We start from the raw sequence: 20,066 nt of genomic DNA, 5'->3' as shown, positions 1-20,066 counted from the left end.
GGACCGCCGTCCGGAGTGAGTGGTATCGTTCCACATTCGAAACCGGCCGAGAACGGCTATCTCAGTGCATCTATCACGAGGATTTCGTCCCTGCACGGCGGGAATGAGAACGGGGTTTAACTCGATCCGGAGTGAACCCCCAATCGATGGGACGATTATCCGAACTCTTTCGACCCGAGACCGTCGGTGTGGTTGGGGCGACCGACCGCGAGGGGGCAGTCGGTCGGGCGATCCTCGAGAACCTGCAGTCGGATTTCGAGGGCGAGATCGTCCCGATCAATCCCAAGCGCGACGAGGTTCTCGGGCTCGAGTGTTACGAGGACGTAGCGAGCGCGCCGCCGATCGATCTGGGGGTGGTCGTCGTCCCACCGCCAGTGGTGCTCGATACCGTACGCGAACTCGGCGAGGCGGGGACGAAAAACGTCGTGGTCATCACGGCCGGGTTCTCCGAGACCGGCGGCGAAGGGGCCCGGCGCGAGCGCGAACTCCGCGAGATCGCCGCCGAGTACGACCTGAACGTGGTCGGGCCGAACAGCCTGGGGATCATGTCGACGCCGATCGGCATGAACGCCACCTTCGGCCCGGAGAACGCCCGCGAGGGGTCGATCTCCTTCATGAGCCAGTCGGGCGCGTTCATCACCGCCGTCTTAGACTGGGCCAACGAGGAGGGGATCGGCTTCAAGGACGTCGTCTCCGTGGGGAACAAGTCCGTCCTCGACGAGACCGACTTCGTCGAAGAGTGGGGCGACGACCCCGACACGGACGTCATCATCGGCTACCTCGAGGACATCGACGACGGCCAGCGGTTCGTCCGGACGGCCCGCGAGGTGACCGACGACACGCCGATCGTCCTCGTGAAATCCGGTCGCACCGACGCCGGCGCGCAGGCCGCGTCCTCCCACACCGGCGCGATCGCCGGGAGCGAACGGGCCTACGAGGCCGGCCTCGAGCAGGCGGGCGTGATCCGCGCCGAGTCGGTTCAGGAGCTGTTCGACTACGCGCGGGCGCTCTCGGGCCTGCCGGAGCCCGATTCGGACGGCGTCGCCGTCATCACCAACGCCGGCGGCCCGGGCGTGCTGACGACCGACGCGGTCGGCGACTCGACCCTCGAGATGGCCGACTTCACCGACGAGACGATCGACGAACTGACCGCAGCGATGCCCGACGAGGCCAACGTCTACAACCCGATCGACGCCATCGGAGACGCCGACGTCGAGCGGTTCGGCGAGGCCTTAGAGATCGCGCTGGCGGATCCGAACGTCGGCAGCGCGGTCGTCGTGGCCGCGCCGACGGCCGTCCTCGAGTACGACGAACTCGCCGAGACGGTCATCGAGAAGCGCGACGAGTACGAAAAGCCGGTCGTCACCAGCCTGATGGGCGGCGTTCGCGTCAGTGCCGCCGAAGATGTCCTGCGGGACGCCGGCGTTCCGAACTACTTCGACCCCTCCCGGGCGGTCGCGGGACTCGACGGGCTGGCCCGGTACCGCGACGTCCGCGAGCGGACGGTCGACGACCCGGCGCAGTTCGACGTCGACCGCGAGCGCGCCCGCGAGATCTTAGCGCGAGCGGCCGACCGAGACGATAACCGGCTGGGCGTCGAATCGATGGACCTGCTCGAGGCCTACGGGATTCCCACGCCCGCGGGCGACATCGTCGACGATCCGGACCGGGCCCGCGAGGTCGCCGAGTCGATCGAGGGCGACGTCGTGATGAAGATCGTCAGCCCCGACATCACCCACAAGTCCGACATCGGCGGGGTGAAAGTCGGCGTCAGCGACGCGGACGTCTACGACGCCTACGAGGATCTGGTCTCCCGGGCGCGCAACTACCAGCCCGACGCGACGATCATCGGCGTCCAGATCCAGGAGATGCTCGACGTCGACGAATCGACCGAGACGATCGTCGGCATGAACCGCGACCCGCAGTTCGGCCCGCTGCTTTTGTTCGGCCTCGGCGGCATCTTCGTCGAAATTCTCGAGGACACGTCGGTTCGCGTCGCGCCGATCGGCGAGGACGAAGCGCGCGACATGATCGACGAGATTCAGGCGGCGCCACTGTTGCGCGGCGCCCGCGGCCGCGAGCCGGCCGACGTCGACGCGATCGTCGAGACGATCCAGCGGCTCTCGCAGCTGGTGACCGACTTCCCGTCGATCCTCGAACTCGACGTGAACCCGCTCGTGGCGGGCCCCGACGGCGTACAGGCGATCGACCTGCGACTCACCGTGGACACGGAGGAACTCGACAATGACTGATACCGACACCCCGGACACCGACACCAATACCGACACTGACACCGACAGCGGCACGAACGGCACGGACACCGAGACGACCGACAGCGCCACCGCGACGACCGCCGACGGCGCGACGGACACGATCCTCGTCAGTTCGCTCGAGGAGAGCGTCGGCAAGACGGCGATCACGCTGGCGCTGGCCCGCCTCGCGCAGGCCGAGGGCGACAGCGTCGGCTACATGAAGCCCAAGGGGACGCGCCTCGAGAGCAACGTCGGCAAGACCTTGGACGAGGACCCGATGCTCGCCCGGGAACTGCTCGACCTCGACGCGGAGATGCACGACCTCGAACCCGTCGTCTACTCCCCGACGTTCATCGAGCAGGCGATCCGCGGCCGTGAGGATCCCGACGAACTCCGCGAGCGCGTCGGCGAGGCCTTCGACTCCCTCGCAGACGGCAACGACCGCATGTTCGTCGAGGGCGGCGGCGAGTACGAGGTCGGCGGCATCGTCGACCTCACCGACGTCGACGTCGCGGAACTGCTCGACGCGCGGGTCGTGCTCGTCGCGCCCTATCGACAGCCCGGCGACGTCGACGACGTCCTCGCGGCCGCCGACGCGTTCGGCGACCGCTTCGCCGGCGTCGTCTTCAACGACGTCCCCGACGCCGCCTACGACCAGCTCGAGACCGACGTCGTCCCCTTCCTCGAGGGCCGTGACGTGCCGGTCTTCGGCGTGCTCCCGAGCGACCGGACCCTCGCGGGCGTGACGGTCGAGGACCTCGCGAGCGAACTCGGCGCGTCGGTGCTCGTCGAAGACGGCGACGACGCCCTCGTCGAACGGTTCTCCGTCGGCGCGATGGGCGCCGACAGCGCCCTGCGGCGCTTCCGGCGGACGAAAAACGCCGCCGTCATCACCGGCGGGGACCGCGCCGAGATCCACACGGCCGCGCTCGAGGCGCCCGGCGTCCGCTGTCTGATCCTCACCGGCGGCCACCGGCCGTCCGGCGCCGTCCTCGGCCAGGCCGCCGAGAAGGGCGTCCCCGTCCTGTCGGTCCAGACGGACACGCTCACGACCGTCGAGCGTGCGGAGGACGTCGTCCGCAGCGGCCGCACGCAGAACGAGGAGACTGTCGAACTCATGCAGGAACTGCTCACCGACCACGCGGCCGTCGACTCGATTCTGGGGCTCGAGTCCTGACTTGCTCGGAGATCCCGGCCGCTCGAGCCGCCGCTTCTATTTATACGCGTTCGCGACCGTTTGCCTCGAGAGACTGCCACGTCTGACCAACAATTAAGAGTCCGCCCCCCATGGAGCAAGACATGGTAGAGATGGACGACACTCCCCAGGAGATCACCTCGATCGTCGGTCGCGAGGTGTACTCGAACGGCGGCGTTTTCGTCGGCGAGATCGAGGATCTCAAGCTGAACATCGACGGGCAGTCCGTGACCGGACTCGCGCTCGGCAATCTCAACTCGGAGCTGTTCACCGAGGAAGCGCGCACGGGACGGGGCGTCATCGTCCCCTATCGGTGGGTCCGTTCCGTCGGCGACATCGTCCTCATCAACGACGTCGTCGAACGCGTTCGCGAACCCGACGAGGAAGAGGACGAACTGCTGGCCTGATCGCGTCGCCGGTTCCCGAGTTTCGATTCTCGAGTCGAGCGTCGCGACCCGCAATCGCCGCCGCTCGAGTCGTACCGAACGACACCCCTGATTTCTCCGTTTCTCCACCTCGCCGAGACCGCGGCGGGCGTTCGAACGGCGGCCGGCCCTGCCTCGGCCCGTGACGGTGCCCTCAAGACGGGGCCCCGCGTAGGCGGCGCTAATGGCTTCGGAGCTCCTCGGGGTACTGTTCGGCGACCCCTTCGCCGCGATGAACACGATCGGACTGGTCGCGTTCGCCCTCGTCGGTTCGACGAAGGCGATCCGCGAGGAGTTCGACGTCTTCGGCATCGCCGTCGTCGGGCTGACGATGGCCTTCGCGGGCGGCGCGACGCGGGATCTGCTCGTGACGCGCGTGCCGCTCGCACTGCAGTCCCCGCTCGAGATCGGGCTGGGGCTGCTCGGGGTCGGGCTGGCGATCGCGCTCAACGTCGTCTTTTCGTCGGTGGAGACGCATCCGCTCACGCTCGTCGCGGACGCGATCGGCCTCGCGGCCTTCGCGACGACCGGCGCGATCGTCGCGACCGAGGCGAGCGTCTCGGCGTTCGGCGTCGTCGCCGTCGCGACGATCAACGCGGTCGGCGGTGGCGCGTTCGCTGACATCCTCCTGGACCGAGCGCCGTTCATCCTCTTCGAGGACTTCTACGCGAGTTGCGCGGTGTTGGGCGGGACGACGTACTGGGCGGCGACTGCCCTCGGCGTAACCGGCAGTACCGCCGCCGCGGCGTGTGCGTCGGTGACCGTCGGGACGCGGTTAGTGGCGGTGACCTACGACTGGCGGCTGCCGACGGTGCAAAGCGCGCAATCTGCGAGTCGGTAAGGAAAGACGGCGCGACCGACGCCCGATAGAAACGGCCGGTCGCGGATTCAGGAGCCGTTCGAGCCTTCCGTTCCCTCGACGCCCATCGCGTCGAACAGCGTCCGCTTGACGGCTTCCTCGGTCAACTCGAGCAGCGTGTCCCGATTGTCCTCCGAAATCTCGATGCCGGTGAAGATGCCAAGCGGAATCTCCGCGCTGGCCTGCGTCGAGTGGCCGGCGGTCTCGCCCATCTCGCCGTAGGCGTCGTCGAGCACCTTGCCGATGTTGATGCGGATGTCCTTCGAGCGGCCCGCGAGGAAGATGGTCTCGTCGGCGATGCCGAAGACGGCGGTGGTGGTGACGCCCTCTAAGTTGAGGAGGTGGCTCGCGGCCTGCGTGAGCGCCTCGCGGTCGCGGACGAAGCCGGCGTTGGAGACGAGGTGGCTCCCCTGAACGTCGCGGTTGGCGATCGCCTCCGCGAGGACGTCCAGCGTCTCGGGGGACATCGACGGGGATTCGACCTGCTCCAGAGTGTCGTGGTTCGCGAAGGGGTAGAGGTAGGCGGCCGCGGTGAGGTCGGCGGGGGTGGTGTCGCGTTTGAAATCCAGCGTCTCCGCGCGGATGCCATAGAGTAGGGCGGTGGCGACCTCCTCGGAGACGTTCATGTCGAACTCCTGAATGTACTTCGTCATGATCGTCGACGTGGAGGACATGTTCGGCCGGATGTCGACGAACTCCGGCTCGTAGTCGCTCTCGGGCTCGTGGTGGTCGATCACGACGTCGACGGGGAGATCCATCTCGTCGGAAGTTGCGTGGTCGACCATCGCGACGGTGTCGTACACCGAGTAGTCCTCGATCTCGTCCCACTGGACGAGGTCGATGCCGAGCAGGTTGACGAACGCGCGGTTTTCCTGGTGGCCCACATCGCCGAGGTAGATGATGTCCGATTCGACGCCCAGGTGGTCGGCGATCGCCTGCATCGCCGCCGCCGACGCGATCGAGTCCGGATCCGGGCTGTCCTGGGTGATGATCGCCAGCCGCGAGCCGGTTTCCTCGAGCAGCTCCGCGAGCTTGCCGGCGTTGTACTCGAGTTCGCCGGACTCGAGCGCTCGCAGCGCGGACTCAGCGATGACCGAGGAGGGGTTGATGACGATGTCGGCGCCCAGGTCCTCGAGTTCGTCGCCGGAGACGGGGTCGCTCGCGCGCGCTACGACGAACTGGCCGTCGTTCTGGTCGCGGATGTGTTCCAGGGCTTTCTTGTTGGCTTCGACGTCGGAGGCGAGGATGAGGACGACGTCGCGCTCGGCGACGAGGTCGGCGGCCTCGGGCTCGCGGATGTCGGCGGTGCGGGCGTCTAAGTCCTGATCGCGGAGGGATTCGACGCGGCTCTCGTCCCGGTCGATGATGAGGACGTCCTTCCCCTGCTCGACGAGTTCCTCGGCGACGGCGTAGCCGACGCTCCCGCAGCCCAAGATCGCATAGTCAGAGATCGACGAGATCGTAACCCCCGTACTCATTGCCCGTGTGGTGGGACCGACCGCACTTAACGCTCCCGAAGATTGTTACGTTGCGATACTGTCACGGTCGGATGCCTGGTTTCGACGGCGGTACGGTACGTGTCGTCGCCTGCCACGCCGGTCTTCAAGGGAAACGTATTTTAACGACCGGCGAAAACTCGCAGATGCAAGGGCCGGTAGCTCAGTCCGGCAGAGCGTCTGACTCTTAATCAGACGGTCGCGTGTTCAAATCGCGCCCGGCCCGCTTCTGCGAGGAACAATTCGTGACGAGCAGAGCGGCGACCGCGATTTGAATCGCAGGGAGAGCGCAGTCTCGCGAACAGAGTGAGCGAGGAAGCGATCGACTGGGTGTTCAAATCGCGCCCGGCCTGCGTTCTGCGCCCGTCAAACCCTCGAGCCGTCGCTATCCCGCTTCCACCCGCTTTCTGACTGCGACCGGATCTCGAGCCGTCGCTATCCCGCTTCCGACTTCCGACTCGAGTCGACCGCTCAAGCGGCCCGACGGATCAACGATCGTCGTGGATCCGCTCGAGGTACACCGTCTCCGGCGTTACAGTCACCGTACAGCCGCAGTAGACGAATCTGGTTTCGACGAAGACGGTGCCGCCGTCGGCGGACCGGAACATCCCGTCCAGGTGATCGGGATCGATCACGTTATACAGCGGCTCGAGGTCGAGCGGCGACGTGTCCGTCAGGATCGCCGTCGCCTTCACGACGCCGGTACTGGGCGCCTCGTCGTCCTCGAGCGCGTACGATAACTGCAGTCGGGGTGACGAGTCGTCGGTACCGCCGCCGTCCGTGCGTGGGCGTGGTGGGTCGCTCATACGTAGCAGATCGATCGTGAATACGAGTTACGAGTCGAACGGAAGGTCGTCCAGAAACTCCTCGCTCTGGTAGTCGAGATGGTCGAGTCGCGGTCCCAACAGCTGTCGGACGAGGACGACCAGGGGGTTCTCGGGACCGTCGCCGACGATCGCCATCTCGGTGGTCGTCCCGTCGATGTCGCTCTCCTTTAGAATGGCGAGCATAATCCGCTCCCGATCCGCGAAAACCAGCCGTCCGACCGTCGGATACGTCGACGGATCGTTCCACCAGTCCAGTTGCGGCTCCCAGACGGTGACGCCGGGCAGGCGCTCTCGCGTCCGCTCGAGGACGTCCGCATTTTTCGAGCCGAGCGCGATGTCGACGCCCCGCTCGAGGGCCGCGTCGACGCGATCGAGACACGACGATCGCAACAGGGCGTCGGAGACGTACATCAGGAACAGTTCGTCCTCGGCCGTTTCGGTGAGGTGGCGCCCGTGTTCGATCACCGCGTCCCGCCCTTCGATGACCCCGATCGTGTCGTCGGTCGCGCCGGACCCGGTGCTGAAATACGACAGCAGTTCGTCGATCATCTCCAGTTCTAGGAGCTCTGCGTCGACCGCGGGGTAGCGCTCGTAGGCGACGACGTTCGTCTCCCGGTCGTACTCAACGAGCCCGGCCGCCTCGAGTTGCGGCAGTCGAGTGTGATGCAGCGAGATGCGCAGCCGCTCGCGGTCGGCCTCGGTCGGCAGGGAATCGCCGCTCTCGGCGTCGGTCGCCGCGAGCCGGTCGACCAACTCGGCGACGGCGAGCGGTTTGGCGGCGTCGTTGAGAACCGTCAGTATCGCCCGATTGCGCGGATCCGCGAGCAGTCGAAGGGCCTGCTCGTCTCGAGGATTCATATCATCGTTTCCACGAATAACACACTTAATTGTCGGGGGTGAATCCGAGACACCATTCGAACTTCGGCCGAAATATACGGCCTCGGTACCGCGATACGGTTCGGCCGAGTGCCGTCGACAGCCGCTCTCAAACCGGTTTCGGGGTCGGATCGTCGGACTCGAGGGGAGATCGGAGACATCGTCACGAGCTAACAGCCATCACCGATACAAATAATGTTCGTGTACAGCAAGATATGAATGGATTCAAATGATCCCGACGGAGGAAACGAAGCCATCGAGAGGGGGGCTGGAGACGGTTTTCGGCAAGGTCCGAACGTTCCTGACTGTCCTCCGGATTAGACCGGCGATAAATTGCGTGACGGTGGCCGTCGCCGGGATTTTGCTGCACCCCGACGCGTTCGAGTGGACCGCCGCAACGCTCGCCGCGGGGGTCATGTTCCTCGCGTACGGCGTCGTGTACCTGTACAACTACTTCACCGACGTCGAGGAAGATCGGCTGAACGACAGCTACAACCCGGTTCTGGACGAGACGTACAGGCGCGTCATCGTCGTCTATCTCTGCACGGCGGTCGTGGCGATCGTCGGTATTTCGGTCGCGTTCCTCGGACAGATTCCGGTGGCCGTCGCGCTCTCGTACCTGTGTCTGGGGGTCGCGTACTCGACGCCGCCGTTCAGGTTCAAAAAACGGTTCGTGCTCAAGAACGTCGTCGTCGCGCTCTTTTCGGGCTCGTTGCTGCTCGTGATGACGAGCAGCCTGACGGGAACGGTCGCGGCGATCGATCTCGTGATGGTCGCGTTCTTCGGGATCAGCGCGCTCACGACGTCGATCATCGGCGACTTCCGGGACGTCGACGGTGATCGGAAAGCCGGCGTGCGAACCGTTCCGGTCGTCCTCGGCGGCCGACGGACCGGCCACTACGTCCTCGCCTGGACCGTCGTGCAGGTACTGGTGCTCGTCGTCCCGGTCGGGTTGGGCGCCGTCGAACCGCGCTATCTGCTGGCTCTTGTCGCGATGTCGTCGCGCTTTCGACTCGTCTACGCGATGTACGCTCGAGACGGCGAGCGGATTCGCCGCGGTCCCGCCGTCCCCGAGACGGTACTCGCCGCCGCGGGGTTGTTCGGCGCCGCGCTGATCGATCTCGGGCTGATCTGAGCGGCGCCGGTTCGGTGCAACCGCATCGGCCGAGGACGGCGGTCGGTCGCAGCCCCGGCGGGTCTTCCCGCGCCGTGGGAACTCCCGACGAGTGAAATACCCGACCGGACCGAACGCCCGTATATGACCGACGAGACACCGCAGACGGACGACGAGATCAGGCGGGCGGTCATCGACCGCGTCCGCGAGGTCCGGATCATGGGCGGCGATCCGGTCAGCGAGCAGCTGATCGAGGACGTCGACGTCGAGGACGGCATCGTTACCTTCACCGTCGACTTCGAGCCGGTCGGCCGCGTGCTCGCCGACCGACTCACCGACCAACTGCGCGGCGCCGGACTGGCGACCGACGGCGTGGTCCACGTCCGTGTCGAGGCAGCGGGGTCGGACGCTCCCGAGACCGGACTGCCGGTCTCCGGCGTCGACTCCATCATCGCCGTCGGCAGCGCGAAGGGCGGCGTCGGCAAGACGACCGTCACCGTCTCGCTCGCACGGGCGCTCAGCGAGGCCGGGCTGGACGTGGGCGTCTTCGACGCGAACGTCTACGCGCCCGACGCGCCGGACCTGCTCGAGGCCGAGGGGCCGGTCCAGTCCTCGCCGTCGGGGAAGCCGATGCCGGTCGAGGTCGACGGCATTCAGGTCGTCAGCATCGAGTTGATCGCCGAAGACGGGCCGGTCGCCTGGCGCGGCGCGATGGTCCACGACGTCGTGAAGGACCTGCTGGGTGACGCCGCGTGGGACGACCGGGACGTGCTGCTCGTGGACCTGCCGCCGGGGATCGGCGACGCAGTGTACACGATCGTCCAGCAGGCGCCGCTCGACGGCGGCCTGCTCGTGAGCACGCCGACCGACGAGGGCGTGCGGGCGACCCGGCGAACCGCGGCGCTGTACACGGCCAACGACGTGCCGACGGTCGGCGTCGTCCCGAACATGGTCGGCTCGGTCGCGGACGCCGCGGGGCCGTTCGACGACGCCGATCCCGAGACCATCGCCGAGGACGTCGTCGAGGCGGCCTACGCCGACGTAGAGCCCGTCCCCTTCGATCCGACGCTGCGGGAGCCGACGGCCGCGTCGTTCGACGATCCCGAGACGGCGGGCGAGCAAGCGATCGCCGATCTGCGGGCGACCGTCGAGTCGTTCCTCGAGCACGAGGCCGGGCCGGCGGTCCCCGAGGACGCGATCGATCTGCGCGGACTGCCACCGGAAACCTGCCACCGGCAGGTCGTCACCGAACTCGGCGTCACCGACGGGCCGGTGTCGGTCGTGATGCGGGGCGAACCCGACGACCTCGTCTCGGTCGTCGACGAGAGCCTCGCGCGTGACGGCCGCTCGCTCGAGCGAACCGACGTGGAGGATCTGGGCTACGACGGCTGGCTGGTCGAACTCGAGCCGTCGTCGCCGGCAGCGGTGTCGGAGCCGGCGACCTGACGCCCCCGCGGTACTGATTTTCGGTCCGTCTGCGGTCTCGTCTCGATCGGTTCCGTCCCGTTTTAAAGACCCACTATTAGCAGGATTTCGGCGGTAGCGTCCCCAACTCGTGGGAATAGACGCGTCGCGTTAAAGAGTCGAGTGCGCAGTACCGACCGTGATGGCACACGGACGATCAACGATCGACTGTCGCTGTCCGCGCCGGCAGGCGAACGGCTCGCCCGCCGCCCATCCGCCCACCCGCACGCCGCGTGCGGGGTGGTACGATGAGTGACGAGGACGACGGCGGGCTCAACCTGACCCGCCGCGAACTCGGCGCCGCGGCCGCCGGGCTCGCCGGCGCGTCCGGACTCGGCTTCCTCGGTTACCGTCGGCTGAGTCCCGAAGAAGCCGAAGCCGACGCCGAGGCCGGCAACCAGATCGAGATGAACCCGCTCGAGGAGTATCCCAACGAGGAGTGGGACCAGAAGTACCGGGACATCTGGGCCCACGACGACTCCTACATGCTCACGTGTACGCCGAACGACACGCACAACTGCTACCTCGAGGCCACGGTCAAGAACGGCCAGATCACTCGCCTCGGCCCGTCGATGAACTACGGCGAGGCGACGGACCTCGACGGGAATCAGTCCTCCCAGCGCTGGGACCCCCGCGTCTGTAACAAGGGCCTGGCGATGGTCGAGCGCTTCTACAACGAACAGCGCGTCAAGGCCCCGATGATCCGCAAGGGATTCAAACAGTGGGTCGACGACGGCTTCCCGCGCAACGACGACGGCTCCATGCCCGAGGAGTACGCCAAGCGCGGCGAGGACGACTTCGTCGAGGTCTCCCAGGAGGTGGCCCACGAGTACGCCGCCCGCACCTTCCTCGAGCTCGCCAAGCAGTACAGCGGCGAGAGCGGGATGCAGTCGCTGCTCGATCAGGGCTACGACAAGCGCGTCGTCGAGGAGACCCAGGGCGCCGGCGTCCGGACGATGAAGTTCCGCGGCGGGATGCCGCTGTTGGGCGTCATCAAGCTGTTCGGCCAGTACCGCAACGCCAACTCGATGGCGCTGCTGGACAACTACGTCCGGGACGTCAGCGAGGACGAGGCCCTCGGCGCGATGGGACTTGACAACTACTCGTTCCACACCGACCTGCCGCCGGGCCACACGATGGTCACCGGCCAGCAGACGGTCGACTTCGACCTCGCCTCCATCGAGTACGCCGACCACATCGTGCTCGACGGTATCAACTACCTGACCTCGAAGATGGCCGACTGCCACTGGCTGACCGAGGCCAAGCTCAAGGGGTCGAAGCTCACCGGCATCTTCACCGACTACAACGCGACGGCCTCGAAGTGCGACGAGCTCATCACGGTCCGGCCCGCGACCGACTCGGCGCTGTTCCTCGGCGCCGCGCGGGTCATCATGGAGGAGGAGCTCTACGATACGGAGTACGTCCGCAAACACACCGACCTCCCGCTGCTGGTCCGGATGGACGACAACGAGCTCCTCCGTGCCAGCGACGTCTTCGCCGACTACGAACCCGCCGACCTCGAGAAGACCGATTCCGTCGCGAGTGACGCTGACAGACCCGGCGTCGACGTGACCGACATCGACGACCAGGTCATCACCGAGGAACTGCGCCGCGAGTGGGGAGACTTCGTCGTCCACAACGCCGAGAGCGGCGAGTTCGAGCCGGTCACGCGCGACGACGTCGGCGACGACTTCCAGGTGCCCGCGACCATCGAGGGCGAGTTCGAGGTCGAACTCGCGGACGGCAGCACCGTCGCGGTCCGGACCGTCTTCGACCTCATCAAGGAGCACCTGACCGAGACCTGGGACCTCGAGTCGACCGCCGAGGTCACGGGCACGGACCCGAAGGCCGTCGAGAACCTGGCGCGGGACTTCGCCGACAACCAGCAGAGTACGATGGTCCTGACCGGGATGGGGCCGAACCACTACGCGAACGCCGACCAGCACGGCCGGTCGGTGTTCCTGCTGGCGTCGCTGACGCGCAACGTCGGCTACCGCACCGGGAACGTCGGCAGCTATTCGGGGAACTACCGGATGGCGTACTTCAACGGCGTCAGCCAGTACGCCAACGAGGACCCATTCAATCCCGAACTCGATCCAGAGAAACCCGCGCCGACCGACAAGCGCTGGGACGCCCACTCGGCGCACTTCTACACCAACCTCGACAAGCCGCTGAAGGTCGACGGCGAGTACTTCCAGGGCGACTCGCACATGCACACGCCCACGAAGTCGATCTGGGTCTCCGGCTCGAACTCCATCCTCGGCAACGCGAAGGGCGCCTACAAGATCATCGAAAAGGCCCTGCGCACCGGGGCGATCGAGGCGTTCTTCACCAACGAGTGGTGGTGGTCGATGACCTGCGAGTACTCCGACATCGTCTTCCCGGCGGACTCGTGGGCGGAACACCACGTCCACGACATCACCGCCTCGGTCACGAACCCATTCATCACGACGATGCCGGAGACGCAGCTCGACCGGATCTACAACACCCTGAACGACACCCAACACTACAAGGGCGTCGCCGAGAAGCTCGCCGAACTCACCGGCGACGATCGGTTCGTCGACTACTGGGCCTTCATCGACGAAGAAGAGTACCGGGCCAAGCCGTACATCCAGCGCATCTTCGACCACTCCAACGCCGTCAAGGGGTACGACGTCGAGGACCTGCTGGAAGACGCCCGCAAGGGGACGCCGGCGATCATCATGACCCGGACCTACCCCAAGCACGTCGGCAACGAGCAGACCCAAGACTCCCAGCCCTGGTACACGAAGACGGGACGGCTCGAGTTCTTCCGCGAGGAAGAGGAGTTCGCCGAGGCCGGCGAACACATCCCGCTCCACCGGGAGCCGATGGACGCGACCCCCTACGAGCCGAACGTCATCGTCGACGACAGCGACAGTCCCGTGGTCGCACCCGAGACGCCTGACGACCGCGGCTGGGACAGCCAGAAGAAGGCCCGCGACACCAACGACCGGCAGGTCCGCAACGTCGTGAAGTCGCCGTCGGAACTGACCGACACCAGCCACCCGCTGACCGACGTCGACGACGGCTACGACTACGTCTACATGACGCCGAAGTACCGCCACGGGACCCACACCTTCGGCGCCGACCTCGAGGAGATGGCGGTCTGGTGGAGCAACTACGGCGACCAGGGCCGCAAGACGGGTCGGGACACCTTCGACAAGCGCAAGCCGTACATCGGCGAGGGGTACGTCGAGATGAACCCCAAGGACGCCCGCGAGGAGGACTTACAGGACGGCGACTACGTGTGGGTCGACGCCGACCCCTCCGACCGGCCGTTCCCGGGATACGACCCCGACGACGAGGAGACCGAGTACACCCGCGCGCTGATGCGGATCCGCTACCAGCCCAGTCTCCCGCGCGGGGTCACCCGCAGCTGGATGAACGTGACCCAGACCTCGCACAAGTCCTACGAGGCCCAGCAGAAGCGCGACGACGGGAAGGCCGAGTCCGAGGACACGAACTACGTGTCGATGTACCGCAGCGGCGGCCACCAGTCGATGACCTCGACGTGGCTCCGCCGGACCTGGCTGACCGACACGCTCCCGCGCAAGGACATGTTCGGCCAGAACATGGACGTCGGCTTCGAGCCCGACGTCCACGCCGCCAACGGCGCGCCCAAGGAGTCGTTCGTCAAGATCGAGAAGGCCGAAGACGGCGGCCTCGAGGGCGAGGGCAACTGGCGCCCGGTCGACGAGGGCGTGCGGCCGACCCAGGAGGACGACACGATGAAACAGTACCTGCAGGGCGGTTACACGGGCGAATCGGACTGAGAACGACGACGGAAACACAACTACGAGGTGACAACCAATGGCAGAAGTCTACAACTGGCAGATCGGCCGCGAGATGAAATACCCCTACCCGGAAGCGCGTCCGGAGCGGCAGTGGGGGGCAGTGTTCGACCTGAACAAGTGTATCGCGTGCCAGACGTGCTCGCTGTCGTGTAAGACGACCTGGACCAACAACGAGGGCCAGGAGCACATGTTCTGGAACAACGTCGAGACCAAGCCCTACGGCTCCTACCCGCTCGGGTGGGACAAGGAGATCCTCGACCGGCTCGGGGTCCAGGAGTGGGGCTCGGACGGCGTCTACGACGGCGACACGATCTTCGAGGCCAACGACATCAACTGGGAGGAGATGGTCCCCGACGACGATCCGGAGAACATTCACGGGTCGAAGTTCGAGGGCTACATCCCCGAGGACGAGGACTGGGCCCAGCCCAACCTCGGCGAGGACGAACCCACCGGCGAGGCCGTCGAGCCCGACACGCACATCGAGGAGGACCACCACCCGACGTGGTTCTTCTACCTCCCGCGGGTGTGCAACCACTGCACGTTCGCGGCCTGCGCCGGGAGCTGTCCCGTCCAGGCGATCTACAAGCGCCAGGAGGACGGCATCGTCCTGCTCGACGAGGAGAGCTGCCAGTCCTTCCAGGAGTGCGTCCGCGCGTGCCCCTACGGGAAGTCCATCTACAACCCCGTCGCGATGAACTCCCAGAAGTGCGTCGGCTGCTACCCGAAGGTCGAGCAGGGGCTCGTCCCGCAGTGTTTCGAAAACTGCCTGGGCAAGATCCGCATGCACGGCTGGGTCAACCAGCCCGATCAGGCCGACCCCTCCGCGCCCGTCGACTACCTCGTCCACGAGGCCGAGGTCGCGCTCCCGCTGTACCCGCAACTCGGCCTCGAGCCGAACGTCTACTACATCCCGCCGATCAACGTGCCGACGGACTACCTCTACCAGATGTTCGGCCCGGGCGTCGAGGAGGCCCAGGAGACCTACCGCAAGGCCCGCCGCGGCGACGAGGAGTACCGCAAGCTCCGCGGCGTGATCCAGCTGATGGGCTCGACTGAGTGGCGCATCGAGGAGTTCGAAGTGACCGAGGAGGAAGCCATCGGCTACGACAAGGACGGCCACACGGTCGCCCGCGTGCCGATGGAGGAGCCGCAGTACGAGCGCGATCGCTTCGACGACAAGCACAACGCGTACCGACTGGACATCACGTAACCGTCTCCGAACGACACACCTACTCTACCATGCCACGACCAGACCACCACGTCCACCGCGCGCGACTCTATAAGCTCGCGTCGCTGGCGTTCGACCGCCCGACCGACGACCTCCGCGAGGCGATGGAGTCCGACGAGTTCGACGAGCAACTCGTCGAATCGGCCGCGGCGATCGGCGACGACGACCTCCGCGAGGCCGCCGAAACCGTCGCCGCCGAGAGTCCGACCGACCCCGACGAGGTCGACGACTGCTACTCGACCTACGCCGCGCTGTTCGGCTTCGAGCAGGGCGGGGAAATCCAGCAGTACGAGGTCGAGTACGGACCGGGTACGCTCGTGACCAACACCGACCGGCTCGCGGACATCGCGGGCTTCTACGGCGCCTTCGACCTCGACCTCGAGGAGGGCAACCGCGAGCGAGTCGACCACCTCTGCGTCGAACTCGAGTTCGTCTCCCACCTCGCCTTGCAGACGGCGTACCTCGCGGAAACCGGCGACGAGAAGGGCGTCGAAATCGTCACGAACGCGCAGGCGGACTTCCTCGAGGACCACCTCGGGCGCTGGGTTCCGCGATTCCGAGATACGGTCCACGAAGAGGCCGACGACCCGTTCTACCGGGCGCTGGCGGATCTCGTGGTGGCGCTGGTCGAGGCCGACGCCGAGCACTTCGGCGTCGAGCCCGACGTCTTCGCCGAGACGCCCCCGTCGCCGCTCGAGGACTTCACCGATCAGGACGGCGACTTCCGCTGTGGGACCTGCGGCTCGAACCCGTCGCAGTCGCCGGCGCAGGGGCAGGGCCAGAGCCAGCGCCCGTCGGCCGGTCCGACCCCCGGCAGCGATCAGATGCCGATGGGCGACCGCGACGGGCCGCGGTGAGCGGCCCACCCCGCGATCAACGGCCGAACGGTCGCGACGGGCCGTGCCAGCGGTCCGCGTCGCCGTCGGTATCAACGGTCGTTCGAACACGTCTTAACGCCGCTCCCCGAATCGCGCTCGTATGACCGCCGACTCGAGATCGAGACTCCGGGCCGTCTGTCTCGCCGGCCCGAGCGATTCGGGGAAGACGACGCTCGTCGAAGAACTCGTACCCCGACTCGCTGAGGACGACCGCGTTGCGACCGTCAAGTCGATCCACCACGACATCGAGATCGACACGCCCGGCGCGGACACGCACCGCCACCGAACCGCCGGCGCGGAGACCGTCGTCGGTATCACACCCGAACTGACCTTCGACGTCACAGCCCGGGGGAAACGGGATCCGCCGGACGAACCCGGTGTGGACCCGTTCGATCTCGGCGAGCGTGAGAGCGATAACGACCTCGACCCCTCGGAACTGCGGGAACTACGGGCGCTCGCGAGCACCCTCGAGCGCCTCGAGCGCCGCGGCTACGACGTCGTTCTCGTCGAAGGCTTTTCCGAAGCACCGCTGCCGACGATCCTCGTCGGGGAGCGGGAGCCGGCCGAGGTCGGCGGTCCCGTCGTCGGTCGCCGCGACGACGGCCTCGAGTCCCTCGTCGAGACGATCCGTTCAGTCGACCCGCTCGCGCTCGACCGATCAGCGGACTGACCGACGGACGTGACGACGCCCGGTTTTCGCCGCAGTCGGCAGGGTGAATTCGGTCGATCGTCGCCGCCGGAGCAACTGTATGAGTTTACGTTCCCACAACATAGGAACTGAAACCAGTTATATTGGGTGCGGGCTTCGACGGTCACGTATGCGACGCGCAGACAGCCCCGCCGGTAGCCTCACCGGGAGCCGTCGCGCTCTCCTCGCGACGCTTGCCGGGACGGCCGTGGGAACCGTCGGCACGGCTGGCTGTCTCGCCGATCGCGACCACGTTCGGGTCCTCTCGGCTGGTAGCCTCGCGACCGTCCTCGAGAACGGCGTCGGCCCCGCGTTTCAATCCGAGACCGATACCGTCTACGAGGGGGAGTACCACGGATCGAACGCCGTCGTCCGGATGGTCGTCGAGGAGTCCAAGCGGCCGGACGTCGTGATCAGCGCCGACCTCGAACTGCTGCGGGACCGCCTCCGACCCGAGTACGCCTCCTGGGACCTCGCCTTCGCGGCCAACGAAGTCGTGATCGCCTACGCGCCGGCGACGACCCTCGGCGCCCGCCTGGCGGACGGCGAGCCGTGGTACGAGGTGTTCGCCGACGCCGGGCCGGACGAAATCGCCATCAGCGATCCCGATCTGGACCCGCTGGGCTACCGCGCCGTCCTCCTGTTCGAACTGGCCGCGCGCGAGCACGACCTCGAGGGCTTTCGGGAGTCGATGCTCGAGCGCGCGTATCGGGAACCCAACGAGGCGAACCTGCTGGCCGGCCTCGAGGCAGGCAACCGGGCCTGTGCGGTCGCCTACAAGAATATGGCCGTCGCACACGACCTGCCGTACGTCGAGTTGCCCGACGCGTACAACTTCGGCAATCCGGACTACGCGGACCGGTACGCCGACGTGAGCTACACGACCGACGACGGCTACACGGCTCACGGATCGCCGGTCGTCTACGGGGCGACGGTGTGTTCCACCGGCGACGCGCCGGCGGCCGGTCGCGAGTTCGTCGACTTTCTCGTCTCGAACCCGTCGCTGCTCACCGAGCGGGGCCTGCGCGTCGGCGATTCGCTCCCGCGCGCCCACGGCGACGTCCCGGAGGTGCTCGAGCCGTGACGGCTGCTCGAAACGCTCCGGAGGTGGACGACGCGTGACCGACGGCGACCGAAACGGCGACGCGCGATTCGGAATCGGACTCGAGGGCGGCCGTCCCGCGACGGGGCTGGCAGTTCCGGCGCTGCTCGGGGCCGTCCTGCTCGCGTACTTTCTCGTCCCCTTCGTCGTCTTCATCCTGCAGCTCGGATCGATCGAGGTGCTCGACGGATTCGCGGACCCCGCCGTTCGGACGGCGATTCGCAACTCGCTGCTCACGGCGCCCGTCTCGACGGCGATCGCGACCGTCTTCGGCGTCCCGCTCGCGTACGTTCTCTCTCGAGCGAGCTTTCGTGGCAAACGGCTCGTCGAAGCCGCCGTGGTGATCCCGCTCGTGGTTCCGCCGATCGTCAGCGGCGTGTTGCTGTTGACCGTCGTCGGTCGCTACACGCCGATCGGCGCCGCGGCCGCGACGCTGGGCGTCTCCCTGACGGATAGCCGGATCGGCGTCGTCCTCGCCCAGACGTTCGTCGCCGCGCCCTACCTCGTCGTCACCGCGAAGGCCGGCTTCGACGGCGTCGACCCGCGACTCGAGGAGGTCGCCCGAACGATGGGGTACGGACCGCTCGAGACCGCCCGTTCAGTGTCGCTGCCGCTGGCTCGGAACGCGATCGCCGCCGGGATCGTGCTGACGTTCGTCCGGGCACTCGGCGAGTTCGGCGCGACGATGATGGTCGCGTACAACCCGCGGACGATGCCGACGCAGATCCGCGTCGCCTACATCTCCGACGGCCTCGAGGCGATCGTGCCGATCGCGCTCTCGCTGCTCGCGGTGACGCTGCTGGCCGTCGTCGCCGTGCGAGTCCTGATCGGCACACCCAGGAATTATTGACTATCTCGTGGGCGAGAACGAATCGATAAAAAATACGGATAGTCGCTACCGGCGTTGCTAATCTCTTTGGAAGTGGGGTTATTGTGATCCCTGCTGTACCAGTAGATGAGTTCATGACATCAATCGCAGACATCGAGATTCCGGCGGACGGAACCGGACTGGGCGAGTTATTCGAGGCCGTCCCATCACTGAACTGTGAAATGGAGCGGGTCATCGCCTCGAGCGGACAGGGGCTCTGGCTCTCGGGCGCGTCCCAGGACGAGGTCGAGGCCGCGTTGACGGACTCCTCGGAGATCGAGGAGTACACGATGATCAGCAGCGACGGCGATCGCTGGCTGTACGACATCGAGTTCGATCCGGACGCGGTCGATCCGTTCCAGGTCGTCCTCGAGGAGGGCGGAACGGTGCTGTCCGCCTCGGCCTCGAACAGGACGTGGCTGCTGAGCGTTCGCGTCGTCGACCGGGAGTCGGTCAGCACGCTCTACGATCGGCTGGTCGACAACGACGTGACGCCGACGATCGTGCGCCTGTTCGACGTGGCCGAGGAGACCCACTCCCAGTCCGGCCTCACCGCCCGCCAGTACGAGACGCTCGTCGCCGCGATCGACCACGGCTACTTCGAGATCCCGCGAGAGGTCTCGATGCAGGAACTCTCCGACGAACTCGGCATCTCCCACCAGGCGCTCTCGGAGCGGCTCCGTCGGGCCTACCGCGCCCTGGTGACCTCGGAGCTAAACGTCGCGGAGGAGGAGACGACCGCACCGCCGATGCCCTCGGACTGAACGGGACGGCCCGCGTTCGGCGGTTCGAACAGCTGACTCGTCCCTCGATGTTTTCTCGACCCGTACTCGTCGACCGAGCGAGCGCAAACGCGAGTGTGAGCGCAGCCGTCCGCGTCGTCGATCACTGCGCTCCCGTCTGACGGCCTCGAGACGAATCCGACCTTTCGAATCGGTCGCAAGCCACAGCAAGCACCACCAACTTGGGCGTTTCCGAC

The 20,066-nt window shown here is 66.7% G+C and carries 16 protein-coding genes and 1 tRNA gene; 14 read left to right on the top strand and 3 right to left on the bottom strand.

What is annotated here, in order from left to right:
• Positions 1-146 precede the first annotated feature (146 nt).
• From ACYQ26_RS13620 to ACYQ26_RS13605, 4 genes are all read left to right on the top strand, one after another.
• Positions 147-2,252: an acetate--CoA ligase family protein gene (locus ACYQ26_RS13620; RefSeq protein ID WP_459809439.1), complete on the top strand. Its 2,106-nt coding sequence runs from the start codon at positions 147-149 to the stop codon at positions 2,250-2,252.
• Positions 2,245-3,429 (top strand): phosphotransacetylase family protein, encoded by a 1,185-nt coding sequence (locus ACYQ26_RS13615; protein WP_459809438.1) that lies wholly within the window; start codon positions 2,245-2,247, stop codon positions 3,427-3,429. Before ACYQ26_RS13620 ends, ACYQ26_RS13615 begins: the two co-directional genes overlap by 8 nt.
• A 131-nt stretch (positions 3,430-3,560) precedes the next feature.
• Complete coding sequence (locus ACYQ26_RS13610; RefSeq protein WP_459810752.1) at positions 3,561-3,854, top strand: PRC-barrel domain-containing protein; 294 nt, start codon at positions 3,561-3,563, stop codon at positions 3,852-3,854.
• Positions 3,855-4,056: 202 nt separating this feature from the next.
• Entirely contained in the window at positions 4,057-4,713 is a 657-nt protein-coding gene (locus ACYQ26_RS13605) for a trimeric intracellular cation channel family protein (RefSeq protein ID WP_459809437.1), read from the top strand.
• Between the two features lie 47 nt (positions 4,714-4,760).
• Here ACYQ26_RS13605 and ACYQ26_RS13600 read toward each other — a convergent pair whose 3' ends face one another.
• Positions 4,761-6,209, bottom strand: a complete 1,449-nt coding sequence (locus tag ACYQ26_RS13600; RefSeq protein WP_459809436.1) for a DHH family phosphoesterase — start codon at positions 6,207-6,209, stop codon at positions 4,761-4,763.
• 170 nt (positions 6,210-6,379) lie between these two features.
• On the opposite strand from ACYQ26_RS13600, the gene ACYQ26_RS13595 reads away from it, so the two are divergent.
• Positions 6,380-6,453: transfer RNA gene (locus tag ACYQ26_RS13595), tRNA-Lys, on the top strand.
• A gap of 262 nt (positions 6,454-6,715) precedes the next feature.
• Here ACYQ26_RS13595 and ACYQ26_RS13590 read toward each other — a convergent pair.
• The gene (locus ACYQ26_RS13590) at positions 6,716-7,033 is read right to left on the bottom strand and encodes a HalOD1 output domain-containing protein (RefSeq protein ID WP_459809435.1); all 318 of its coding nucleotides are present in this window, start codon (positions 7,031-7,033) and stop codon (positions 6,716-6,718) included.
• 27 nt (positions 7,034-7,060) lie between these two features.
• Complete coding sequence (locus ACYQ26_RS13585; RefSeq protein WP_459809434.1) at positions 7,061-7,912, bottom strand: DUF7344 domain-containing protein; 852 nt, start codon at positions 7,910-7,912, stop codon at positions 7,061-7,063.
• A gap of 361 nt (positions 7,913-8,273) precedes the next feature.
• Here ACYQ26_RS13585 and ACYQ26_RS13580 point away from each other — a divergent pair, with 361 nt between their 5' ends.
• From ACYQ26_RS13580 to ACYQ26_RS13540, 9 genes are all read left to right on the top strand, one after another.
• Entirely contained in the window at positions 8,274-9,065 is a 792-nt protein-coding gene (locus ACYQ26_RS13580) for a UbiA family prenyltransferase (protein WP_459809433.1), read from the top strand.
• 123 nt (positions 9,066-9,188) lie between these two features.
• Complete coding sequence (locus tag ACYQ26_RS13575; RefSeq protein ID WP_459809432.1) at positions 9,189-10,490, top strand: P-loop NTPase; 1,302 nt, start codon at positions 9,189-9,191, stop codon at positions 10,488-10,490.
• A 266-nt stretch (positions 10,491-10,756) separates the two neighbouring features.
• A complete protein-coding gene (locus ACYQ26_RS13570) occupies positions 10,757-14,302 on the top strand; it encodes a molybdopterin-dependent oxidoreductase (protein ID WP_459809431.1) in 3,546 nt (1,181 codons plus the stop codon).
• A gap of 37 nt (positions 14,303-14,339) precedes the next feature.
• Positions 14,340-15,533, top strand: a complete 1,194-nt coding sequence (locus tag ACYQ26_RS13565) for a 4Fe-4S dicluster domain-containing protein (RefSeq protein WP_459809430.1) — start codon at positions 14,340-14,342, stop codon at positions 15,531-15,533.
• 29 nt (positions 15,534-15,562) lie between these two features.
• Positions 15,563-16,408, top strand: a complete 846-nt coding sequence (locus ACYQ26_RS13560; RefSeq protein WP_459809429.1) for a TorD/DmsD family molecular chaperone — start codon at positions 15,563-15,565, stop codon at positions 16,406-16,408.
• A 121-nt stretch (positions 16,409-16,529) separates the two neighbouring features.
• Complete coding sequence (locus tag ACYQ26_RS13555; protein WP_459809428.1) at positions 16,530-17,099, top strand: molybdopterin-guanine dinucleotide biosynthesis protein B; 570 nt, start codon at positions 16,530-16,532, stop codon at positions 17,097-17,099.
• Between the two features lie 148 nt (positions 17,100-17,247).
• On the top strand, positions 17,248-18,201 hold the full coding sequence (locus ACYQ26_RS13550; protein ID WP_459809427.1) for an extracellular solute-binding protein: 954 nt from the start codon (positions 17,248-17,250) through the stop codon (positions 18,199-18,201).
• Between the two features lie 34 nt (positions 18,202-18,235).
• Positions 18,236-19,069: an ABC transporter permease gene (locus tag ACYQ26_RS13545; RefSeq protein WP_459809426.1), complete on the top strand. Its 834-nt coding sequence runs from the start codon at positions 18,236-18,238 to the stop codon at positions 19,067-19,069.
• Positions 19,070-19,182: 113 nt separating this feature from the next.
• Positions 19,183-19,851: a helix-turn-helix domain-containing protein gene (locus ACYQ26_RS13540; protein ID WP_459809425.1), complete on the top strand. Its 669-nt coding sequence runs from the start codon at positions 19,183-19,185 to the stop codon at positions 19,849-19,851.
• Positions 19,852-20,066: the final 215 nt, after the last annotated feature.

The organism is Halopiger thermotolerans (assembly GCF_054654555.1).
This window is presented reverse-complemented; position numbering and strand designations above follow the sequence as displayed.